Origin of the sequence: Streptomyces sp. NPDC028635 (genome assembly GCF_040637635.1) — a bacterium.
Taxonomy (GTDB): domain Bacteria; phylum Actinomycetota; class Actinomycetes; order Streptomycetales; family Streptomycetaceae; genus Streptomyces.
Genome location: NZ_JBEZWX010000003.1, coordinates 315,959 through 332,898 on the forward strand (window position 1 = coordinate 315,959; position 16,940 = coordinate 332,898).

At 73.3% G+C, this 16,940-nt stretch carries 13 protein-coding genes; 2 read left to right on the top strand and 11 right to left on the bottom strand.

Annotated elements, in window-relative coordinates; all coding sequences use genetic code 11:
• Nucleotides 1-82: 82 nt before the first annotated feature.
• The 4 genes from AB0E88_RS05560 to AB0E88_RS05575 all read right to left on the bottom strand — a co-directional run bounded on the left by AB0E88_RS05560 (nucleotide 83) and on the right by AB0E88_RS05575 (nucleotide 5,096).
• Nucleotides 83-991, bottom strand: coding sequence for an alpha/beta fold hydrolase (locus AB0E88_RS05560; RefSeq protein ID WP_361624221.1), 909 nt, complete (start codon nucleotides 989-991; stop codon nucleotides 83-85).
• A 125-nt stretch (nucleotides 992-1,116) separates the two neighbouring features.
• Nucleotides 1,117-2,430: a D-inositol-3-phosphate glycosyltransferase gene (gene mshA, locus AB0E88_RS05565; RefSeq protein ID WP_361624224.1), complete on the bottom strand. Its 1,314-nt coding sequence runs from the start codon at nucleotides 2,428-2,430 to the stop codon at nucleotides 1,117-1,119.
• Nucleotides 2,424-3,806 (bottom strand): L-serine ammonia-lyase, encoded by a 1,383-nt coding sequence (locus AB0E88_RS05570; RefSeq protein ID WP_361624227.1) that lies wholly within the window; start codon nucleotides 3,804-3,806, stop codon nucleotides 2,424-2,426. The genes mshA and AB0E88_RS05570 overlap by 7 nt, the downstream gene beginning before the upstream one ends.
• Before the next feature lie 111 nt (nucleotides 3,807-3,917).
• On the bottom strand, nucleotides 3,918-5,096 hold the full coding sequence (locus tag AB0E88_RS05575) for an FAD-dependent oxidoreductase (RefSeq protein ID WP_361624230.1): 1,179 nt from the start codon (nucleotides 5,094-5,096) through the stop codon (nucleotides 3,918-3,920).
• A 501-nt stretch (nucleotides 5,097-5,597) separates the two neighbouring features.
• Here AB0E88_RS05575 and purU point away from each other — a divergent pair.
• Nucleotides 5,598-6,470, top strand: a complete 873-nt coding sequence (gene purU, locus AB0E88_RS05580) for a formyltetrahydrofolate deformylase (protein WP_361624233.1) — start codon at nucleotides 5,598-5,600, stop codon at nucleotides 6,468-6,470.
• Nucleotides 6,471-6,570: 100 nt separating this feature from the next.
• Nucleotides 6,571-7,368, top strand: a complete 798-nt coding sequence (locus tag AB0E88_RS05585; RefSeq protein WP_361624235.1) for an IclR family transcriptional regulator — start codon at nucleotides 6,571-6,573, stop codon at nucleotides 7,366-7,368.
• 16 nt (nucleotides 7,369-7,384) lie between these two features.
• On the opposite strand, the gene AB0E88_RS05590 is transcribed toward AB0E88_RS05585, so the two are convergent.
• The 7 genes from AB0E88_RS05590 to AB0E88_RS05620 all read right to left on the bottom strand — a co-directional run bounded on the left by AB0E88_RS05590 (nucleotide 7,385) and on the right by AB0E88_RS05620 (nucleotide 16,925).
• Nucleotides 7,385-8,647 (bottom strand): MalY/PatB family protein, encoded by a 1,263-nt coding sequence (locus AB0E88_RS05590; RefSeq protein WP_361624238.1) that lies wholly within the window; start codon nucleotides 8,645-8,647, stop codon nucleotides 7,385-7,387.
• Between the two features lie 27 nt (nucleotides 8,648-8,674).
• Nucleotides 8,675-9,541: a dihydropteroate synthase gene (gene folP, locus AB0E88_RS05595; protein ID WP_361624382.1), complete on the bottom strand. Its 867-nt coding sequence runs from the start codon at nucleotides 9,539-9,541 to the stop codon at nucleotides 8,675-8,677.
• Nucleotides 9,542-9,671: 130 nt separating this feature from the next.
• Nucleotides 9,672-10,274 (bottom strand): sarcosine oxidase subunit gamma family protein, encoded by a 603-nt coding sequence (locus AB0E88_RS05600; RefSeq protein WP_361624241.1) that lies wholly within the window; start codon nucleotides 10,272-10,274, stop codon nucleotides 9,672-9,674.
• Nucleotides 10,267-13,545 (bottom strand): sarcosine oxidase subunit delta family protein, encoded by a 3,279-nt coding sequence (locus tag AB0E88_RS05605; protein ID WP_361624244.1) that lies wholly within the window; start codon nucleotides 13,543-13,545, stop codon nucleotides 10,267-10,269. The genes AB0E88_RS05600 and AB0E88_RS05605 overlap by 8 nt, the downstream gene beginning before the upstream one ends.
• Nucleotides 13,546-13,555: 10 nt before the next feature.
• The gene (locus tag AB0E88_RS05610) at nucleotides 13,556-14,788 is read right to left on the bottom strand and encodes a sarcosine oxidase subunit beta family protein (RefSeq protein WP_361624247.1); all 1,233 of its coding nucleotides are present in this window, start codon (nucleotides 14,786-14,788) and stop codon (nucleotides 13,556-13,558) included.
• The gene (gene glyA, locus AB0E88_RS05615) at nucleotides 14,785-16,068 is read right to left on the bottom strand and encodes a serine hydroxymethyltransferase (protein ID WP_361624250.1); all 1,284 of its coding nucleotides are present in this window, start codon (nucleotides 16,066-16,068) and stop codon (nucleotides 14,785-14,787) included. Before glyA ends, AB0E88_RS05610 begins: the two co-directional genes overlap by 4 nt.
• On the bottom strand, nucleotides 16,065-16,925 hold the full coding sequence (locus AB0E88_RS05620) for a bifunctional methylenetetrahydrofolate dehydrogenase/methenyltetrahydrofolate cyclohydrolase (protein ID WP_361624253.1): 861 nt from the start codon (nucleotides 16,923-16,925) through the stop codon (nucleotides 16,065-16,067). Before AB0E88_RS05620 ends, glyA begins: the two co-directional genes overlap by 4 nt.
• Nucleotides 16,926-16,940: the final 15 nt, after the last annotated feature.

Here is a 16,940-nt window from a genome sequence, read left to right on the forward strand (position 1 = left end):
GCGGGGGCGGCGGGTAAACAGCCGCTGCGCCGCATCGCCCCGCCCGGCCGCCGGCCATGGGGCCGGTCCTCGGCGGGACCGGTCACGCGGAGAGCCGCAGGCACTCCTCCGCGAACGCGAGGGCCCTCAGGTGGTACGTCCGCGCGGCCCAGCCGAGGCTGATGTTGTGCCCGGCACCGGGCATCCGGTCCACGCGCACGTGGGACGCGGCGGTCAGCCGGGCGACCATGTCGGCCACGTCCGCGTCGTCGTGCCGCCACCAGGCCTCGTGTTCGGCGAAGGTCAGCCGGACCGGCACCCGGACGCGGGGCAGCACCTCGGCGGACAGGCGCTCCCAGTCACCGGCCGACTCCGCCTCGCGGGCCGGCATCGGGGCGACGACCGTCGCGGCGGCCCGGAAGGTGGCGGGCGGATACAGGCCGAGCGGCCCCCAGTTGAGCCGTCGTACGTTGCGGTCGTTTCGCACCTGGTCGTACGGCACGGCGAGTCTCGTGCCGCAGCCCGAGACGTCCAGTCCCAGCAGGCGGTCCGGGGCGTGCTCGGCGGCGAGCAGGAAGGCGACCTTGCCGGCGAAGGAGTGGGCCAGCAGGAACACCCCGCCGCCCACGGAGCCGTCGCGGGCCAGCCGGCGTACCGCGGCCGCGATGTCGGCCGCCTGCTCGACGAGCGTGCGCCCGCCGGGCAGTTCGCCGGCGGAGGCGCCGTAGCCGGGGCGGTCCAGCGCGACCACCCGGTGACCGAGGCGGGCGCCGAGGGTCAGCAGGGACAGGTCGGGGTGCGCCTGCCCGTCGAAGTACCCCGCGCTGGTGCCACCGCCGTGGAGGGCGACGATCAGTGCACGGGGCCGCTGGGGCGGTTCGCAGCACAGACCGGAGAGGGTGACGGGGCCGGCCTGCACCGTGATGCGGCGCACCCCCGGCGAGACGGGAGCCGCCGGTGCCGCGCCGACGGTGGTGGTGGAGGACGCGGTGGCCTGTGTGAGGTCTGCCATGGGGTCCGTCCTTGCTGTCGCGGATGCGGCGCCCGCCCGACGCGGGATGTCCAGAATCGGCTGGGAGGGGTGGCCGTTCAAGCACCGCGGGCGCCGCGTCAGCGCCGACGACCCGATGGCCGGCGTCAGTCGCGCAGCCGGCGCTCCCGCAGCACCTGTCCGTACACCCGCGCCGTCGCCGCCGCGGTCCTGTCCCAGCCGAAGGAGCGGGCGTGGCGTGCCGCGGCCGCGCCCATGCGCGGGGTCAGGGACGCGTCGTCGGCGAAGCGGCTCAACGCGCGGGCGTAGTCCCGGGGATCGTGCCCCGCCACGAGGACCCCGCTCACGCCGTCGCGCACGGCCACCGGCAGGCCGCCGACGCGGGCGGCGATCACCGGAGTGCCGCAGGCCTGGGCTTCGAGGGCCACCAGGCCGAAGGACTCGCTGCGCGACGGCATGACCAGCACGGACGCCGCCCGGTACCAGTCGGCGAGGCGGTCCTGGCCGACCGGTGGCCGGAACAGGACGACGTCGGAGATGCCGAGCGAGGCCGCCAGTTTGTGCAGGCCCTCCGGCCGGGCCAGGCCGCTGCCGCTCGGTCCGCCCACGACCGGGACGACGAGCCGGTCGCGCAGCCACGGCCGCTCCGTCAGGAGCCGGGCCACCGCGCGCAGCAGGACGTCCGGTGCCTTGAGCGGCTGGATGCGTCCCGCGAACAGCGGGATCAGCGCGTCCTGCGGCAGGCCCAGGCGTGCCCGGGCCGCTGCCCGGCCCGTGGCCGCGTCGGGCCGGCCGGGGCGGAAGCGGTCCAGGTCGACGCCGGGGTGGACGACGGCGACCTGGCGGGTGTCGGCGTCGTAGTGGCGCAGCAGGTCGACCGCTTCCCGCTCGGTGTTCGCTATCAGCCGGTCGGCCGCCCGTACGACCTGGCTCTCGCCGGTCACCCGGATCGCGGGCTCGGGGAGGTCGCCGTCGGCGAGGCCGGCGTTCTTGACCTTGGCCATGGTGTGCATGGAGTGCACGAGCGGCACGCCCCAGCGCGCGGCGGCGAGGCGGCCGACGTGACCGGAGAGCCAGTAGTGGGAGTGGAGCAGGTCGTAGCGGCCCGGGCGGTGGCCGGCCCAGGCCCGCGTCACCGCGTGGGCGAAGGCGCACAGCTGGGCGGGCAGGTCCTCCTTGGCCAGGCCCTCGTACGGTCCGGCGGTCACGTGCCGCATCAGCACACCCGGCGCGAGGGTCACGGCGGGCGGCAGGCCGGCGGAGGTGGCCCGGGTGAAGATCTCCACCTCGATACCGCGGGCGGCGAGGCGTGCGGCGAGTTCGACGAGGTAGACGTTCATGCCGCCCGCGTCCCCGGTGCCGGGCTGGTGCAGCGGCGAGGTGTGCACACTGAGCATCGCGACGCGCCGGGGGCGGCGTCCGGCAGAACCTCTCACGCGCGTGCCCCGGTTGCTCAGCACTCGATGACGTTGACGGCGAGGCCGCCGCGGGCGGTCTCCTTGTACTTGACCTTCATGTCGGCGCCGGTCTCCTTCATCGTCTTGATGACCTTGTCGAGGGAGACGTGGTGCCGGCCGTCGCCGCGCAGGGCCATGCGGGCGGCGGTGACCGCCTTGACCGCGGCCATGCCGTTGCGTTCGATGCACGGGATCTGCACCAGGCCGCCGACCGGATCGCAGGTCAGGCCGAGGTTGTGCTCCATGCCGATCTCGGCGGCGTTCTCCACCTGCGCGGGTGTGCTGCCCAGCACCTCGGCGAGGCCGCCGGCGGCCATGGAGCAGGCGGAGCCGACCTCGCCCTGGCAGCCGACCTCGGCGCCGGAGATCGAGGCGTTCTCCTTGAAGAGCAGACCGATGGCGCCGGCCGCGAGCAGGAAGCGGACGATGCCGTCCTCGTCGGCGCCGGGCACGAAGGCCAGGTAGTAGTGGAGCACCGCGGGGATGATGCCGGCCGCGCCGTTGGTCGGGGCGGTGACGACGCGGCCGCCGGCGGCGTTCTCCTCGTTCACCGCCATCGCGTACAGCGTCACCCACTCCATCGCGCGGGCCGCCGCGTCGCCCTCGCTGCGCAGCGCCCGGGCGGCCGCCGCGGCCCGCCGGCGCACCTTCAGCCCGCCGGGGAGGATGCCCTCGTGGGACAGGCCGCGGGTCACGCAGCCCTGCATCACCCGCCAGATCTCCAGCAGTCCGGCGCGGATCTCCGCCTCGGTACGCCACGCCTTCTCGTTCTCCAGCATCAGCGCGGAGATCGACAGCCCGGTCTCCCTGGTCAGTTCCAGCAGTTCGTCGCCGGTGTGGAAGGGGTGGGCGAGCCGGGTGGCGTCGGGGGCGATCCGGTCCGCGCCCACGGCGTCCTCGTCGACGACGAAGCCGCCACCGACGGAGTAGTACGTCTTCTCCAGCAGCGGCACACCGTCGTCGTCGTACGCGAAGAGGGTCATGCCGTTGGCGTGGTGGGGTAGGGAGCGGCGGCGGTGCAGGACGAGCTGGGTGGAGGCGTCGAAGCCGATCTCGTGGGCGGGGCCGATCTCCGCACCGAGGAGGCGGATGCGCCCGGTGGTGCGGATGCGCTCGACGTCCAGGTCGGCCTGGACGACGTCGACGGTGTGCGGTCGGTTGCCCTCGAGACCGAGCAGGACGGCCTTGGGCGTGCCGTGGCCGTGGCCGGTGGCACCGAGGGAGCCGAACAACTCCGCCCGTACGGCGGCGGTCTGGGCGAGCAGGCCGTCGGTCTTCAGCCGGCCGGCGAACATCGCGGCCGCGCGCATCGGTCCGACGGTGTGCGAGCTGGACGGGCCGATGCCGATGGAGAACAGGTCGAAGACGCTGATTGCCACGCCATACTCCGGGGGACGGGCGGGGCGTGCCACGGGGCACACCCTGCGGGGAGGGGGGTCGCTCGCGGGCCCGCCCGGGCGCACCCTGGTGGCGGGCCCGGCGGGCCGGGCTCAGACGGCGGCGGGCGCGGCGGCCGGGACGAGGGTGCGGCGCAGGCGGTTGAACAGCTTGGTCTGGTTCAGGGAGAGCACCGCGACCGGGGTGTCCTCGCGCCGGTAGACGGCCGTGAAGCAGCGGCTGTCGACGTCGCCGTCGACGACCTCGGGCACGGCGCCGGGCGCGACGTGGCCGGCGAGCTGGATGCGCACCTGGTACTGGTCGGACCAGAAGGAGGGCGCGGTGCGCGGCGCGGGGGCCGGCACTCCGGTCAGCAGGGTCCGGGCGGCGGTCGCCGCCTGTTCGGTGGCGTTGCTCCAGTGCTCGATGCGGGCGTACCGGCCGGTGAAGGGGTGCGGGCAGCGGGCCACGTCACCGACGGCGACCACGCCGGGGACGCTCGTGGCGCAGCCGGCGTCGCACACCACACCGTCGTCGACCTGGACGCCGGAGCCGGCGAGCCAGTCGGTGGCGGGCCGCACGCCCACGCCGACCACGACGACGTCGGCGGGCAGTTCGCGCCCGTCGGTCAGGCGCACGCCGGTGACCCGGCGTTCGCCGGTGAGTCCCGCCACGCCGGTCCCGGTGAGCAGCCGGGTCCCGTGGTCGGTGTGCAGCAAGGAGCACACCCGGCCCATGGCGCGGCCCAGTTGGCGTTCCAGCGGCACGTCGAGCGCCTCGACCACGGTGACGTCGAGGCCGAGCCCGCGGGCGGTGGAGGCCACCTCGGCGCCGATGAAACCGGCGCCGATCACCACGACGCGGGGCCGGCCGTCGAGCAGTTCGTCGCGCAGGGCCCGGGCGTCGTCCAGGGTGCGCAGGGTGTGGACGCCGGCCAGACCCTCGGTGCCGGGCAGGGTGCGCGGGCTCGCGCCGGTCGCGACGACGACGCCGTCGGTGGACAGCCGGCGCCCCGAGGCGAGGGTCACCGAGCGGTCCGCGGGATCGAGGCGCACCGCGCGCTCGCCGAGCAGCCACCGCACGTCCAGGTCGTCGTACTCGGCCCCGTCGCCGAGCGCGAGCGCGTCGGCCTCGAGGGTGCCCTTGAGGAAGTCCTTGGACAACGGCGGCCGGTCGTAGGGGAGGTGGCGCTCCTCCCCCACGACGACGATCCCGCCGTCGTACCCCTGCGCGCGCAGGGCGCGGACCGTGCTCAGTCCGGCCAGCGACGCGCCGACGACGGTGATGCTCATGGGGACCTCCGGGGGGCCGGACAGGGCAGTGTTTCAGATAGCACAACTACGCTCGTTATGCGCAACATGCTTTCGGCGCGTGGAGGGCTTGTCAAGAGACCCAACGGGATCGGTTCCGGATGACGCAAGCTGTTGCGCACCACGGTACGCGCCGGACTCAGACGTGCGGCGCCAGTTCGGGGCCGCTGAACGCCCGCCGCCGTGATCGCGGCACCGGTTGACCACGCGATCACGGGCCGGCGCCCCACCCGGTCCACCAGCCGCAGCGCCGGGACACAGCCCAGCGCGAAGACGACACCGATCAGCGCCGAGCCGAGGTTGCCGCTGTTACGTCAAGACGCAGAGCGGAAGCTCTTGTCACGTCCACGGCGCCTGATTCTGTTGCGTATGACGCACCTCATCGCACTTCGCAGAACGCACCCCTTGACCGCCCCCCGTCACCACGGGACGATGTTGCGTATCACTCTCATCGTTGCGTACTGCGCACCCACGGAGGATGCCATGTCTCCTCGCCCGCAGCCCGGCCGCGAGTTCGTCCTCACCCTCTCGTGCCCCGACCGGGCCGGTCTGGTCCACGCCGTCACCAGCTACCTGGTGCGGCACTCCGGCAACATCCTGGAGAGCCAGCAGTTCGACGACCGTCTCCAGGACCGTTTCTTCATGCGGGTGCACTTCGACCTCTCGCATCCCGGCGTCTCCCTGGACCAGTTGCGCACCGGCTTCGGCCCGGTCGCCGAGGCGTACCGGATCACCTGGCAGCTGCATGACGCCGCGACCCCGACCCGGACGCTGATCATGGTGTCGAAGTTCGGCCACTGCCTGAACGACCTGCTCTTCCGCCAGTCCACGGGCGCGCTCAACATCGAGATCCCGGCGATCGTCTCCAACCACCGCGATTTCGAGCCCCTGGCGCGGAACTACGGCATCCCCTTCCATCACATCCCCGTCACCAAGGACACCAAGGCCGAGGCGGAGGCCAGGCTGCTGCACCTGGTCGACGAACTCGGCGTCGACCTGGTGGTGCTCGCCCGCTACATGCAGATCCTCTCCGACGACCTGTGCAAGCAGCTCGACGGACGGGCCATCAACATCCACCACTCGTTCCTGCCGAGCTTCAAGGGCGCCCGGCCCTACGTCCAGGCGCACGAACGCGGCGTGAAGCTGGTGGGTGCCACGGCGCACTACGTCACGCCGGACCTCGACGAGGGCCCGATCATCGAACAGGACGTGGTCCGCGTCGACCACTCCCAGGCGCCGGACGACCTGGTCACCATGGGCCGCGACGTCGAGGCCCGGGTCCTCGCCCGAGCCGTGCAGTGGCACAGCGAGAGCCGTGTCCTGGTGAACGGCCGGTGCACGGTCGTCTTCGGCTGACGCCGGCTTGCGCGGACGGCCCCCACGGGCCCGGGGGGCCGTCGTATTCTCCCTGTGCGAGGCCGGTTCCACGGGGCCCCGCCGTGCGTATAGTTGCGCCATGAGCAACTACACCGCAGATGGCGAGACAGCGGCTCCGGCGGTGAACGGCGTGCAGTCCGTCGACCGTGCCGTCAGCGTCCTGGAGATCCTCGCCCAGCGCGGGGAAGCCGGCGTCAGCGAGGTGGCCGCCGAGATCGACGTCCACAAGTCGACCGCCTTCCGCCTGCTCGGCGCCCTGGAGGCACGCGGCCTCGTGGAGCAGTCGGGCGAGCGCGGCAAGTACCGGCTCGGCTTCGGCATCGTGCGTCTGGCCGGCGCGGTCACGGGCCGCCTCGACATCACCCAGCAGGGCCGGGAGGTCTGCGAGCGGCTCAGCGAGGAGATCGGTGAGACGGTCAACATCGCCGTCCTCCAGGAGCACTACGCCGTCAACCTCCACCAGGTGCGCGGACCGGGCGCCGTCGGCACCCACAACTGGGTCGGGCAGCTCACGCCCGTGCACGCCACGTCCAGCGGCAAGATCCTGCTCGCACACCTGCCGGCCGGGCGGCGCGGCGAGGTGCTCGAGGCGTCCGGGCTGCCGCAGCTCACGCCGCGCACGCTGACCGTCCGCGGCGAGCTGGAGAGGGATCTCGCCGAGGCACGGGAGCGCGGATACGCGGTGACGCTCGAGGAGCTGGAGCTCGGGCTGCACGCCATGGCCGCGCCGGTACGCGCCCACCACGGCGAGGTCGTCGCCGCGCTCAGCGCCTCCGGGCCCGCCTACCGCTTCACCGAGGAACGCATGCACGAACTGGCATCGCTGCTGATCAAGGGCGCGCAGGAGATCAGCCACCGCATGGGGTACGTCGGCTGAGGCGTCGCGCGCGGGATCATCCGGGCGCGCCGGCCGGGTCGGTGACCGCCGTGAGCAGGCGCCGGACGGCCTCGTCGACCGTGGCGCGGGGGCAGCCGAGGTTCACCCGCATGTAGCCGTGGCCCTCGACGCCGAACTTCTGCCCCTTGTCCAGCCACAGCCGCGCCCGGGTGAGCATGAACCGGTCCAGCGACGCGGCGTCCATACCGAGCCCCCGGCAGTCCATCCAGGCCAGGTAGAGGGAGTCGGCCTGCAGGACCCTCAGCTTCGACGTGCCGGTGTTGACCGCTCGCGCGAAGTGGGCGTGGTTGCCGCGCAGATAGGCCAGCAGCTGCTCCAGCCACGGCTCACCACGGGTGTACGCCGCTTCCGCGGCCACCATGCCGAGGACGTTGACCAGCGGGAACAGGTTGCGTTCGTACTGGCGGGCCAGTTCCTCGCGCAGTCGCGCGTCGGGCACGAAGACATTGGCGCACTGCAGCCCCGGCAGGTTGAACGTCTTGCTCGGGGAGGTGCACGTGATGCTGTTGCGGGCGAAGCGCGGGCCGAGCGAGGCGAAGGGGACGTGCTTCTTGGCCGGGTTGAGGACAAGGTCCTGGTGGACCTCGTCGGAGACGACGAGGACGCCGTGGCGGGCGCAGATCTCGCCCATCGCCGTCAGCTCGTCCTCGGTCCAGACGTTGCCGGTCGGGTTGTGGGGGTGGCTCAGCACGAACAGCTTCGTGTCGGGTCGGATCGCGGCCTCGAAGGTCCGGGGCTCGAACCGGTAGCCGTCGGCGGTCCGCTCCAGCGGGGCGTAGGCGAGGTGCCGGCCGCCCAGCCGTACGTCGTCGTGGAAGTGCGCGTACACCGGCGGCTGGATCAGGACCGAGTCACCGGGCGCGGAGAACGCCTGGACGGCCGTCTTGAGCGTGGTGATGACGCCGGCGGTCGGGAGCACCCACTCGTGCGGCACCTCCCAGCCGAACCGCTCGGCCTGCCAGCCGGTCACGGCGTCGAGGTAGCTGTCGGTGGCACCGCCCGGGTACCCGAAGACGCCGTGGTCCACGGCCTCGTGGAGCGCGTCGAGCACCGGCTGCGGAGCGCGGAAGTCCATGTCGGCGACCCACATCGGCAGCGGATCCGCCGCGGCCTCGTCGGGCTCGAGGAACGCGCCGGCGCGGGCCCACTTCATGGAGTTGGAGCTCCTGCGGTCCACCACGGTGTCGAAGACAGACCCCGTCGCGGCCGCGGCGGGATCCGGTCGGTCCGGGACGGAGGGGCTGTTTTCCGTTGCCATGACAGGATGCTAGAAGCAGACCGCTGCTCAGCGCGTGCGCCCTGCCCGCACCGGCCGTGCGGAGGGGTCGGTGGGCAGGCCCCACGGCGCGGGCCGGGTGCCGGCGCCCCAGCGGGCCGTCACCCGAACCGCGTCGAGGGTGGCGGCCACGTCGTGCACGCGCAGGCACCACACGCCCTGTGCGGCGGCGAGCACGGAGACCGCGGCCGTGGCCGCGTCCCGCAAGGGCGCCGGCCGCGGCCGGCCCGTCGCCGGGTCGGCCAGGGCCTGGCCCAGGAAGGACTTGCGGGACGCGCCGACGAGCACCGGCAGGCCCAGCGCCCGGATCTCCTCGAGACGGCCCAGCAGCTCCCAGTTGTGCTCGGCCGTCTTGGCGAAGCCCAGCCCGGGGTCGACGACCAGACGGTCGGGCCGGATCCCGGCGTCCAGCGCGGCGCCGACCCGCAGGCGCAGTTCACCGGCCACGTCGGCCACGACGTCGTCGTACACGGCGCTCGCCTGCATGCCCGCGGAGTGGCCGCGCCAGTGCATGACGACGTACGGCACCTCCGCGCGGGCCATCAGCGCCGGCAGCGCCGGGTCGGCGAGTCCGCCGGAGACGTCGTTGACCAGCCGTGCGCCCGCGTCCAGGGCGCGGGCGGCGACCTCGGCCCGCATGGTGTCGACGCTGACGACCGCCCCGGCCGCGGCCGGCTCCCGCACGACCGGCAGGACCCGCCGCAGCTCCTCCTTCACCGGCGGGCGGGCCGCCCCGGGACGCGTCGACTCCCCGCCCACGTCGACGAGGTCGGCGCCCTGCTCCAGCAGTGCGAGGCCGTGCGCGACGGCCGCGTCCGGGGCGTGGGAGAGTCCGCCGTCCGAGAACGAGTCGGGGGTGACGTTGACGACGCCCATCACCAGCGTCCGCCCGGGCCGGGGCAGCCCGGACGGGTACAGCTCCGGCAGGCCCGGGCGGGACGCGGTGACGGCGGGGGCCGTGGCGGTCACGGGGACCCGGCCCGGGTCGTCACGGCCACCTCGTCCTTCACCGGTACTCCACGGCCGCGTCCAGCAGCCAGTCCGTCAGATAGCCGGCGAAGGAGGACCGCACCAGGACCCAGAAACCGGCCCGGGACTCGTCCCGGGCCACCAGGACGACCTGGGTGCGGGCCAGCGTCGTCTGGGCGCAGCGCCCGGGTCCGAAGGCACGCGGGTGCAGGTCCAGCGAGCAGCCGTGGGCGAGCAGGTCGCGGGCGCGCGGTCCGCCGACCAGGAGCGTGGTGCGCTGCGCGGAGACGTCGGTGACGGAGACGTGCTCGTCCCCGGCCGCCGCGCGGATCCGGCTCTCCAGCTCCCGCTGGGTGCCGCGCCGCCCCACCACCAGCCATTCGTCGGGGCCGAGCCACACCACGGTGATCTCCCCGGCGTGGACGACGGTGTTGGGTTCCAGGGGCAGTTGGAGGCCCAGGGCGAGGCCGACGGCGTCCGCGGCCGGGCCCTTGGCGTCCAGCCGCACGTCCACCTGGGCCAGCAGGGGCAGTTCGGCGAGGCGGATCGCGCCCCGGGAGGCGCGGGTCGCGGCGGCCAGGCGGGCGGCGGCGTGCGCCAGGGGGCTGCGCTGCCGTGCGGTCAGGGCGGTGTCAGCCATCGCGGCGGGCTCCCTCGGGGTCGAAGAGGACGGGACTGGCGACGGTCACCGGGACCAGGCGGTCGCCGACGGGTGCGTAGAGGCGTTCGCCGATGCGCTCGCGGCCACCCTTGACCAGGGCGAGCGCGAAGGTCCGGCCGAGCGCGGCGCTGCGGTAGCTGGAGGTGACGTGCCCGAGCATCGGCACGGGTGGCGCGGGCAGCTCGCTGTCGGCGACCAGGTGGGTGCCCTCGGGCAGGAAGTCGGCCGGGTTCTCGGGCAGCAGGCCGACGAGGTGCTTGCGGTCGGGGCGGACGGTGTCGGCGCGGGCGTAGGAGCGCTTGCCGATGAAGTCGGGCTTCTTCTTCGACACCGCCCAGCTCATGCCGAGGTCCTGCGGGGTGACCGTGCCGTCGGTGTCCTGCCCGATGATCGGGTAGCCCTTCTCGGCGCGCAGGACGTGCATGGTCTCGGTGCCGTACGGGGTGATGCCGTAGGGGGCGCCGGCCTCGTGCAGCGCCTCCCACAGGGCGAGGGCGTCCCACGGCGAGACGTTGATCTCGTAGGCGAGTTCACCGGAGAAGGAGATACGGCAGACCCGGGCCTCGATGTCCGCGACGGTCGTCTCCCGCCACGCCATGAACGGGAAGTCGTCGTTGGCGACGGCCAGTCGGGGCGCGAGGGAACCGAGGACCTCGCGGGACTTCGGACCGACCAGGGCGACGGTGGCCCACTGTTCGGTGACGGAGGTGCAGTGCACCTTCAGCTCGGGCCACTCCGTCTGCAGCCACTCCTCCATCCAGTCCAGTACGGCGGCCGCGTTCCCGGTCGTGGTGGTGACCAGGAAGCGGTCCCGGGCGAGCCGGATGACCGTGCCGTCGTCGAAGACCATGCCGTCCGGGCGGCACATCACGCCGTAGCGGATCATGCCGACCTTCAGGGTGCTCATCATGTTGGTGTAGAGCAGATCGAGGAACGCGCCGGCGTCCGGTCCCTGTACGTCGATCTTGCCGAGCGTGGAGGCGTCCATGAAAGCCACGCCCTCGCGGGCGGCGCGGCACTCGCGCAGGACCGCTGCCTGCATGTCCTCGCCGGGCCGCGGGTAGTACCAGGGCCGCTTCCACTGGCCGACGTTCTCGAACAGCGCGCCGTGCTCGACGTGCCACGGGTGCAGTGCGGTGGTGCGGACCGGGTCGCTCAGCACCCCGCGGTCGCGGCCGGCGAGGGCGGCGAAGGACACCGGCGTGTACGGCGGCCGGAAGGTCGGCAGGCCGAGCGCCGAGATGTCCACACCGAGGAGTTCGGCGACGACCCCGCTGGCCAGGACACCGGCCGTGCGGCCCTGGTCGCCGCCGGTGCCGGCGGTGGTGTAGCGCTTGGTGTGCTCCACCGAGCGCAGTCCCGCCCCGGTGGCCCGCGCCAGGTCCTCGACGGTGACGTCGCGCTGCAGGTCGACGAACCGTGGGGCGCCGGTGGGGGCCGGGATCGTGAAGACCTGCGACGGCGGGGTGTACGGCTGCGCGGTCACGGCCGGCAGCGCGGGCGTGGTGGCGGTCCAGCCCTCGGCCTCGATGGCACGGGCGCCGGCTGCCGCGCCCTCGGCGAGGGCCGTGGCGAGGTCGAAGGCGCCGTTGGCGCTGCCCGCGGCCTCGACCGCCTGACGGCAGCTGTCGGGCACGAACGTGCCGAGTGCGTCGTCGTGGCGGAGTTTGCCGCCGGACTGGCTGAACAGGTGCGCGACCGGGTTCCAGCCGCCGGAGACCAGCAGCAGGTCGACGGCGAACTCCCGCTGTGCGGCGCTTTGTCCGAACGGCGCGACGGTCACGGCGGTGAGCCGGTCTCCGCCCTCGGTACCGGTGACCGCGTGCCCGGCGAGCACCTCGATCCCGGCGGTGCTCGCCCGCCGCGCCCACTCCCCCGGTTCGGGCCGGGGGTCGACGATCGCCGCGATGTGCACACCGGCCGCCGCCAGGTCGAGCGCTGCGGCGTAGGCGCTGTCGTTGGTGGTGAACACGACCGCGTGCCGTCCGGGGACGACGCCGTAGCGGTGCAGATACGTCCGCGCCGAGGCCGCCAGCATCACGCCGGGGCGGTCGTTGTCGCCGAACGCCAGCGAACGCTCGTGGGCGCCGGTCGCGAGGACCACGCGGCGGGCGCGGATGCGCCAGACCCGCTCGCGCGAGACGTTGACCGGCGCGTCGGCACCCAGGTGGTTGGTGCGGCGTTCGACGGCGAGGAGGTGGTTGTCGTCGTAGTAGCCGAAGACGGTGGTACGGCGCAGGACACGCACCTCGGGAGCGAGGTCGAGCCGGGCCCGGGTCGCGGCCACCCAGTCGAGGTGCTCGCCGGTGCCGAGCAGGCTGCCGCCGAGTTCGGGCTGGTCGTCGGCGAGGATGACACGGGCGCCGCTGTCCGCTGCCGCAGCGGCGGCCGCGAGGCCGGCCGGGCCGGCGCCGACGACGAGCAGGTCGCAGTGGGCGTGCAGGGCGTCGTAGCGGGCGGGGTCGGGTTCGGTGGCGAGGCGGCCCTGGCCGGGGAGGCTGCTCGCGACCAGGCCGTCGTACAGTTCGACGGCGGGGGCGGGGAGCATGGGCTCGGGGAAGGGCGCCTCGATCTGGACGACCGCGTTGGGTTCCTCGACGCCGGCGGAGAAGATGCCGCGGGGGCGGCCGAGTTTGATGCTGGTGCCGGCCTGGATGACGCCGTTGGCCAGGAGGGCCGAGGCGAGGGTGTCGCCCCGGTAGCCCTGGTACTGCGTGCCGTCGAAGGTGAAGGTGAGGGGTTCTTCGCGGTCGATGCGGCCGCCGGTGGGGGTGCGGAAGGGCTGGGATGCGCCCCCGCTGCCCCTACCCGTCCCGTCCTGAAGGGGCTCCGCCCCTTCGACCCCGCTGGGGGCTGCGCCCCCAGGCCCCCCTTCGGCCTGAACGGCCTCGTCCTCAAGCGCCGGACGGGCTGACTTTTCCGGCCTCGGCTCAGAAGTGGTCGCGCTCGGCTGCGGTGTGGCCGGGCGTTCCGTCAGTCTCTCCGGGCGGGGTTCGTCCGGCTTGTAGATCGCCAGGATCTCGTTCGTCGCCGTGTTGCGGACGGCGTTGAACCACTTGCGGCAGCCCGCCGCGTGGCTCCAGCGTTCGGCGAAGGGTCCCTTGGGGTTGTCGCGGAAGAACAGGTAGCGGGCCCACTCCTCGTCGGTGAGGGCGGCGGGGTCCTCCGGGTAGGGCACGTGGGCCTGGCCGCCGTAGTGGAACTCGGCCTCGTCGCGGGGCCCGCACCACGGGCAGGAGATCAGCAGCATGGGTCGGCTCCTAGTGGGCCACCGCGGCAGCGCCGTGCTCGTCGACGAGCGCGCCGGTGGTGAAACGGTCGAGCGAGAAGGGGGCGTTCAGGGCGTGCGGGGTGTCATGGGCGATGGTGTGGGCGTAGACCCAGCCGACGCCCGGGGTCGCCTTGAAACCGCCGGTGCCCCAGCCGCAGTTGAGGTAGAGGTTGTCGACCGGGGAGAGGCCGACGATGGGTGAGGCGTCGGGGCTGACGTCCACGATGCCGCCCCAGGTGCGCAGCACGTGGGCGCGGGCGAACACCGGGAAGAGTTCGAGGGCGGCCGCCATCTGCTCCTCGATGATGTGGAACGCGCCGCGCTGGGTGTAGGAGTTGTACGCGTCGATGCCGGCGCCCATCACCAGTTCGCCCTTGTGCGCCTGGCTGACGTACACGTGGACGGCGTTGGACATGACGACCGTGGGGTGCACCGGTTCCAGGAGTTCGGAGACCAGGGCCTGCAACGGGTGGCTCTGCACCGGGAGTTCGATGCCGGCCATGGCGGCGAGGACGGAGGTGTGCCCGGCCGAGCACAGTGCGACCTTGCCGGCGGCGATCGGGCCGCGGGTGGTCCGGACGCCGACGACCCGTCCGCCGATCACGTCGAGGCCGGTGACCTCGCAGTTCTGGATGATGTCGATGCCGGCGGCGTCCGCCGAGCGGGCGAAGCCCCAGGCCACGTAGTCGTGCTTGGCGATGCCGGCGCGCGGCTGGTAGGTGCCGCCGAGGACGGGATAGCGCACGTCGGGTGAGGTGTTGACGATCGGGCAGACGTCCTTGACCCCGTCCGCGTCCAGCCACTCGGCGTCGACGCCGTTGAGCCGGTTGGCCTCGACACGGCGGACGCTGTCGCGGACGTCCTGAAGGCTGTGCGCGAGGTTCAGCACACCGCGCTGGGAGAAGAGGATCGGGTAGTCCAGCTCCTCCTCCAGCCCCTCCCAGAGCTTCAGGGCGTGCTCGTAGATGCCGGCGCTCTCGTCCCACAGGTAGTTGGAGCGGATGATCGTGGTGTTGCGGGCCATGTTGCCGCCCGCGAGCCAGCCCTTCTCCAGCACGGCGACGTTGGTGATGCCGTGGTTCTTCGCCAGGTAGTGGGCGGTGGCCAGGCCGTGTCCGCCGCCGCCGACGACGATCACGTCGTAGGACGGCTTCGGGTCGGGGTTGCGCCACAGGAAGTCGGGGTGGTCGGGGAGGTCGGCGCCGGGGGTGCGGGGGCTCATCGGGCGTCTCCGTCGTGCGAGAGGTGCGGGTAGAGCGGGTGCTTGGCGGCGAGCGCCTCCGTACGGGCGCGCAGCGCGGACACGTCCGGCTCGGGCTGGAGGGCGAGCGCGATGACGTCGGCGACCTCGGCGAAGTCCGCCTCGCCGAAGCCGCGGGTGGCCAGGGCCGGGGTGCCGATGCGCAGGCCGGAGGTGACCATGGGCGGGCGCGGGTCGAAGGGGACGGCGTTGCGGTTGACGGTGATGCCGATGTGGTGCAGGAGGTCCTCGGCCTGCTTGCCGTCCAGGGGCGAGTCCCGCAGGTCGACGAGGACGAGGTGGACGTCCGTTCCGCCGGTGAGGACCTTCACCCCGGCCGCGGCCGCGTCGGGCCTGCCGAGCCGTTCGGCGAGCAGGTGCGCGCCGGCCAGGGTGCGGGCCTGGCGTTCCGCGAACGCGGGGGTGGCCGCGACCTTGAACGCGACCGCCTTGGCGGCGATGACGTGCTCGAGCGGGCCGCCCTGCATGCCCGGGAACACCGCCGAGTTGATCTTCTTGGCGAGGTCGGCGTCGCCCGTGAGGATGACGCCGCCGCGTGGGCCGCCGAGCGTCTTGTGCGTCGTCGTGGTGACCACGTGCGCGTGCGGCACCGGGCTCGGGTGCAGTCCGGCGGCGACCAGGCCCGCGAAGTGCGCCATGTCGACCATGAGGAGGGCACCGACCTCGTCGGCGATCCTGCGGAAGGCCGCGAAGTCCAGCTGCCTCGGGTACGCCGACCAGCCCGCGATGATCATCTTGGGGCGGTGTTCCTTGGCGAGCCGCTCCACCTCGTCCATGTCGACCAGGTGGTCGGACTCGGCGACGTGGTAGGGCACGACGTTGAGCATCTTGCCGCTGTAGTTGATGCGCATGCCGTGGGTGAGGTGGCCGCCGTGCGTGAGGTCGAGGCCGAGGACGGTGTCGCCGGGCTTCAGCAGCGCGAAGAAGACGGCGGTGTTGGCCTGGGCGCCCGAGTGCGGCTGGACGTTGGCGTAGCCGGCCCCGAAGAGGGACTTGACGCGTTCGATGGCGAGCCGCTCGGTGACGTCGACGTGTTCGCAGCCGCCGTAGTAGCGCCGGCCGGGGTAGCCCTCGGCGTACTTGTTGGTCGCGACCGAGCCCTGGGCCTCCATCACCGCGGTGGGCGCGAAGTTCTCGGAGGCGATCATCTCCAGGGTGGACTGCTGGCGGTGCAGTTCGGCGCGGAGGGCTTCGTGGACCTCGGGGTCCAGCTCCGCCAGGGGCGTGTTCAGCGCGTTCATACGGTGTTCGCGTTCCTCTCGGCGGCCTCGACGACATTGGCGAGCAGCATGGCCCGGGTCATGGGGCCCACTCCCCCGGGCATCGGGGCGAGCCATCCGGCGACCTCGGCGGCGTCCGAGTGGATGTCGCCGACGAGTCCCTGCCCGGTGCGGGTGATTCCGACGTCCAGGACGGCCGCGCCGGGGCGCAGCATGTCCTTGGTGATCAGTCCGGGTGAGCCGGCCGCCGCGACGACGATGTCCGCCTCGCGGGTGTGCCGGGCCAGGCCCCTGGTTCCGGTGTGGCAGAGGGTGACGGTGGCGTTCTCGGAGCGGCGGGTGAGCAGCAGTCCGATGGGCCGGCCGACGGTGATGCCCCGGCCGACGACGCACACACGCGCTCCGGCGAGCGGGACGTCGTGGCGGCGCAGGAGTTCGACGATGCCGCGCGGGGTGCAGGGCAGCGGGGCGTCGGTGCCGAGGACGAGCCGGCCGAGGTTGACGGGGTGCAGTCCGTCGGCGTCCTTGGCCGGGTCCATGCGGGCGAGGACGGCGTTCGTGTCCAGGTGGCGCGGGAGCGGGAGCTGGACGATGTAGCCGGTGCAGGCGGGGTCGGCGTTGAGTTCGTCGATGACGTCCTCGACCTGCTGCTGGGTGGCGTCGGCGGGCAGCTCGCGGCGCAGCGAGGCGATGCCGGCCTGGGCGCAGTCGCGGTGCTTTCCGCCGACGTAGGCGTGGCTGCCGGGGTCGTCGCCGACGAGGACGGTCCCGAGGCCCGGCGGGCGGCCGGTGAGGGCCGTCACCTTGGCCACGCGTTCGGCGAGTTCGCGGCGGATGGCGGCGGCGGTCGCCCTGCCGTCCAGGAGTTGTGCGGTCACCGGTGGTGCTCCTTC

What these genes read in the sequence shown, in the direction of transcription:
- AB0E88_RS05560 (WP_361624221.1), bottom strand. Translation starts at nt 991, where the DNA reads ATGGCAGACCTCACACAGGCCACCGCGTCCTCCACCACCACCGTCGGC.
- AB0E88_RS05575 (WP_361624230.1), bottom strand. Translation starts at nt 5,096, where the DNA reads ATGAGCATCACCGTCGTCGGCGCGTCGCTGGCCGGACTGAGCACGGTC.
- purU (WP_361624233.1), top strand. Translation starts at nt 5,598, where the DNA reads ATGTCTCCTCGCCCGCAGCCCGGCCGCGAGTTCGTCCTCACCCTCTCG.
- AB0E88_RS05585 (WP_361624235.1), top strand. Translation starts at nt 6,571, where the DNA reads ATGAGCAACTACACCGCAGATGGCGAGACAGCGGCTCCGGCGGTGAAC.
- AB0E88_RS05590 (WP_361624238.1), bottom strand. Translation starts at nt 8,647, where the DNA reads ATGGCAACGGAAAACAGCCCCTCCGTCCCGGACCGACCGGATCCCGCC.
- folP (WP_361624382.1), bottom strand. Translation starts at nt 9,541, where the DNA reads ATGGGCGTCGTCAACGTCACCCCCGACTCGTTCTCGGACGGCGGACTC.
- AB0E88_RS05600 (WP_361624241.1), bottom strand. Translation starts at nt 10,274, where the DNA reads ATGGCTGACACCGCCCTGACCGCACGGCAGCGCAGCCCCCTGGCGCAC.
- AB0E88_RS05605 (WP_361624244.1), bottom strand. Translation starts at nt 13,545, where the DNA reads ATGCTGCTGATCTCCTGCCCGTGGTGCGGGCCCCGCGACGAGGCCGAG.
- AB0E88_RS05610 (WP_361624247.1), bottom strand. Translation starts at nt 14,788, where the DNA reads ATGAGCCCCCGCACCCCCGGCGCCGACCTCCCCGACCACCCCGACTTC.
- glyA (WP_361624250.1), bottom strand. Translation starts at nt 16,068, where the DNA reads ATGAACGCGCTGAACACGCCCCTGGCGGAGCTGGACCCCGAGGTCCAC.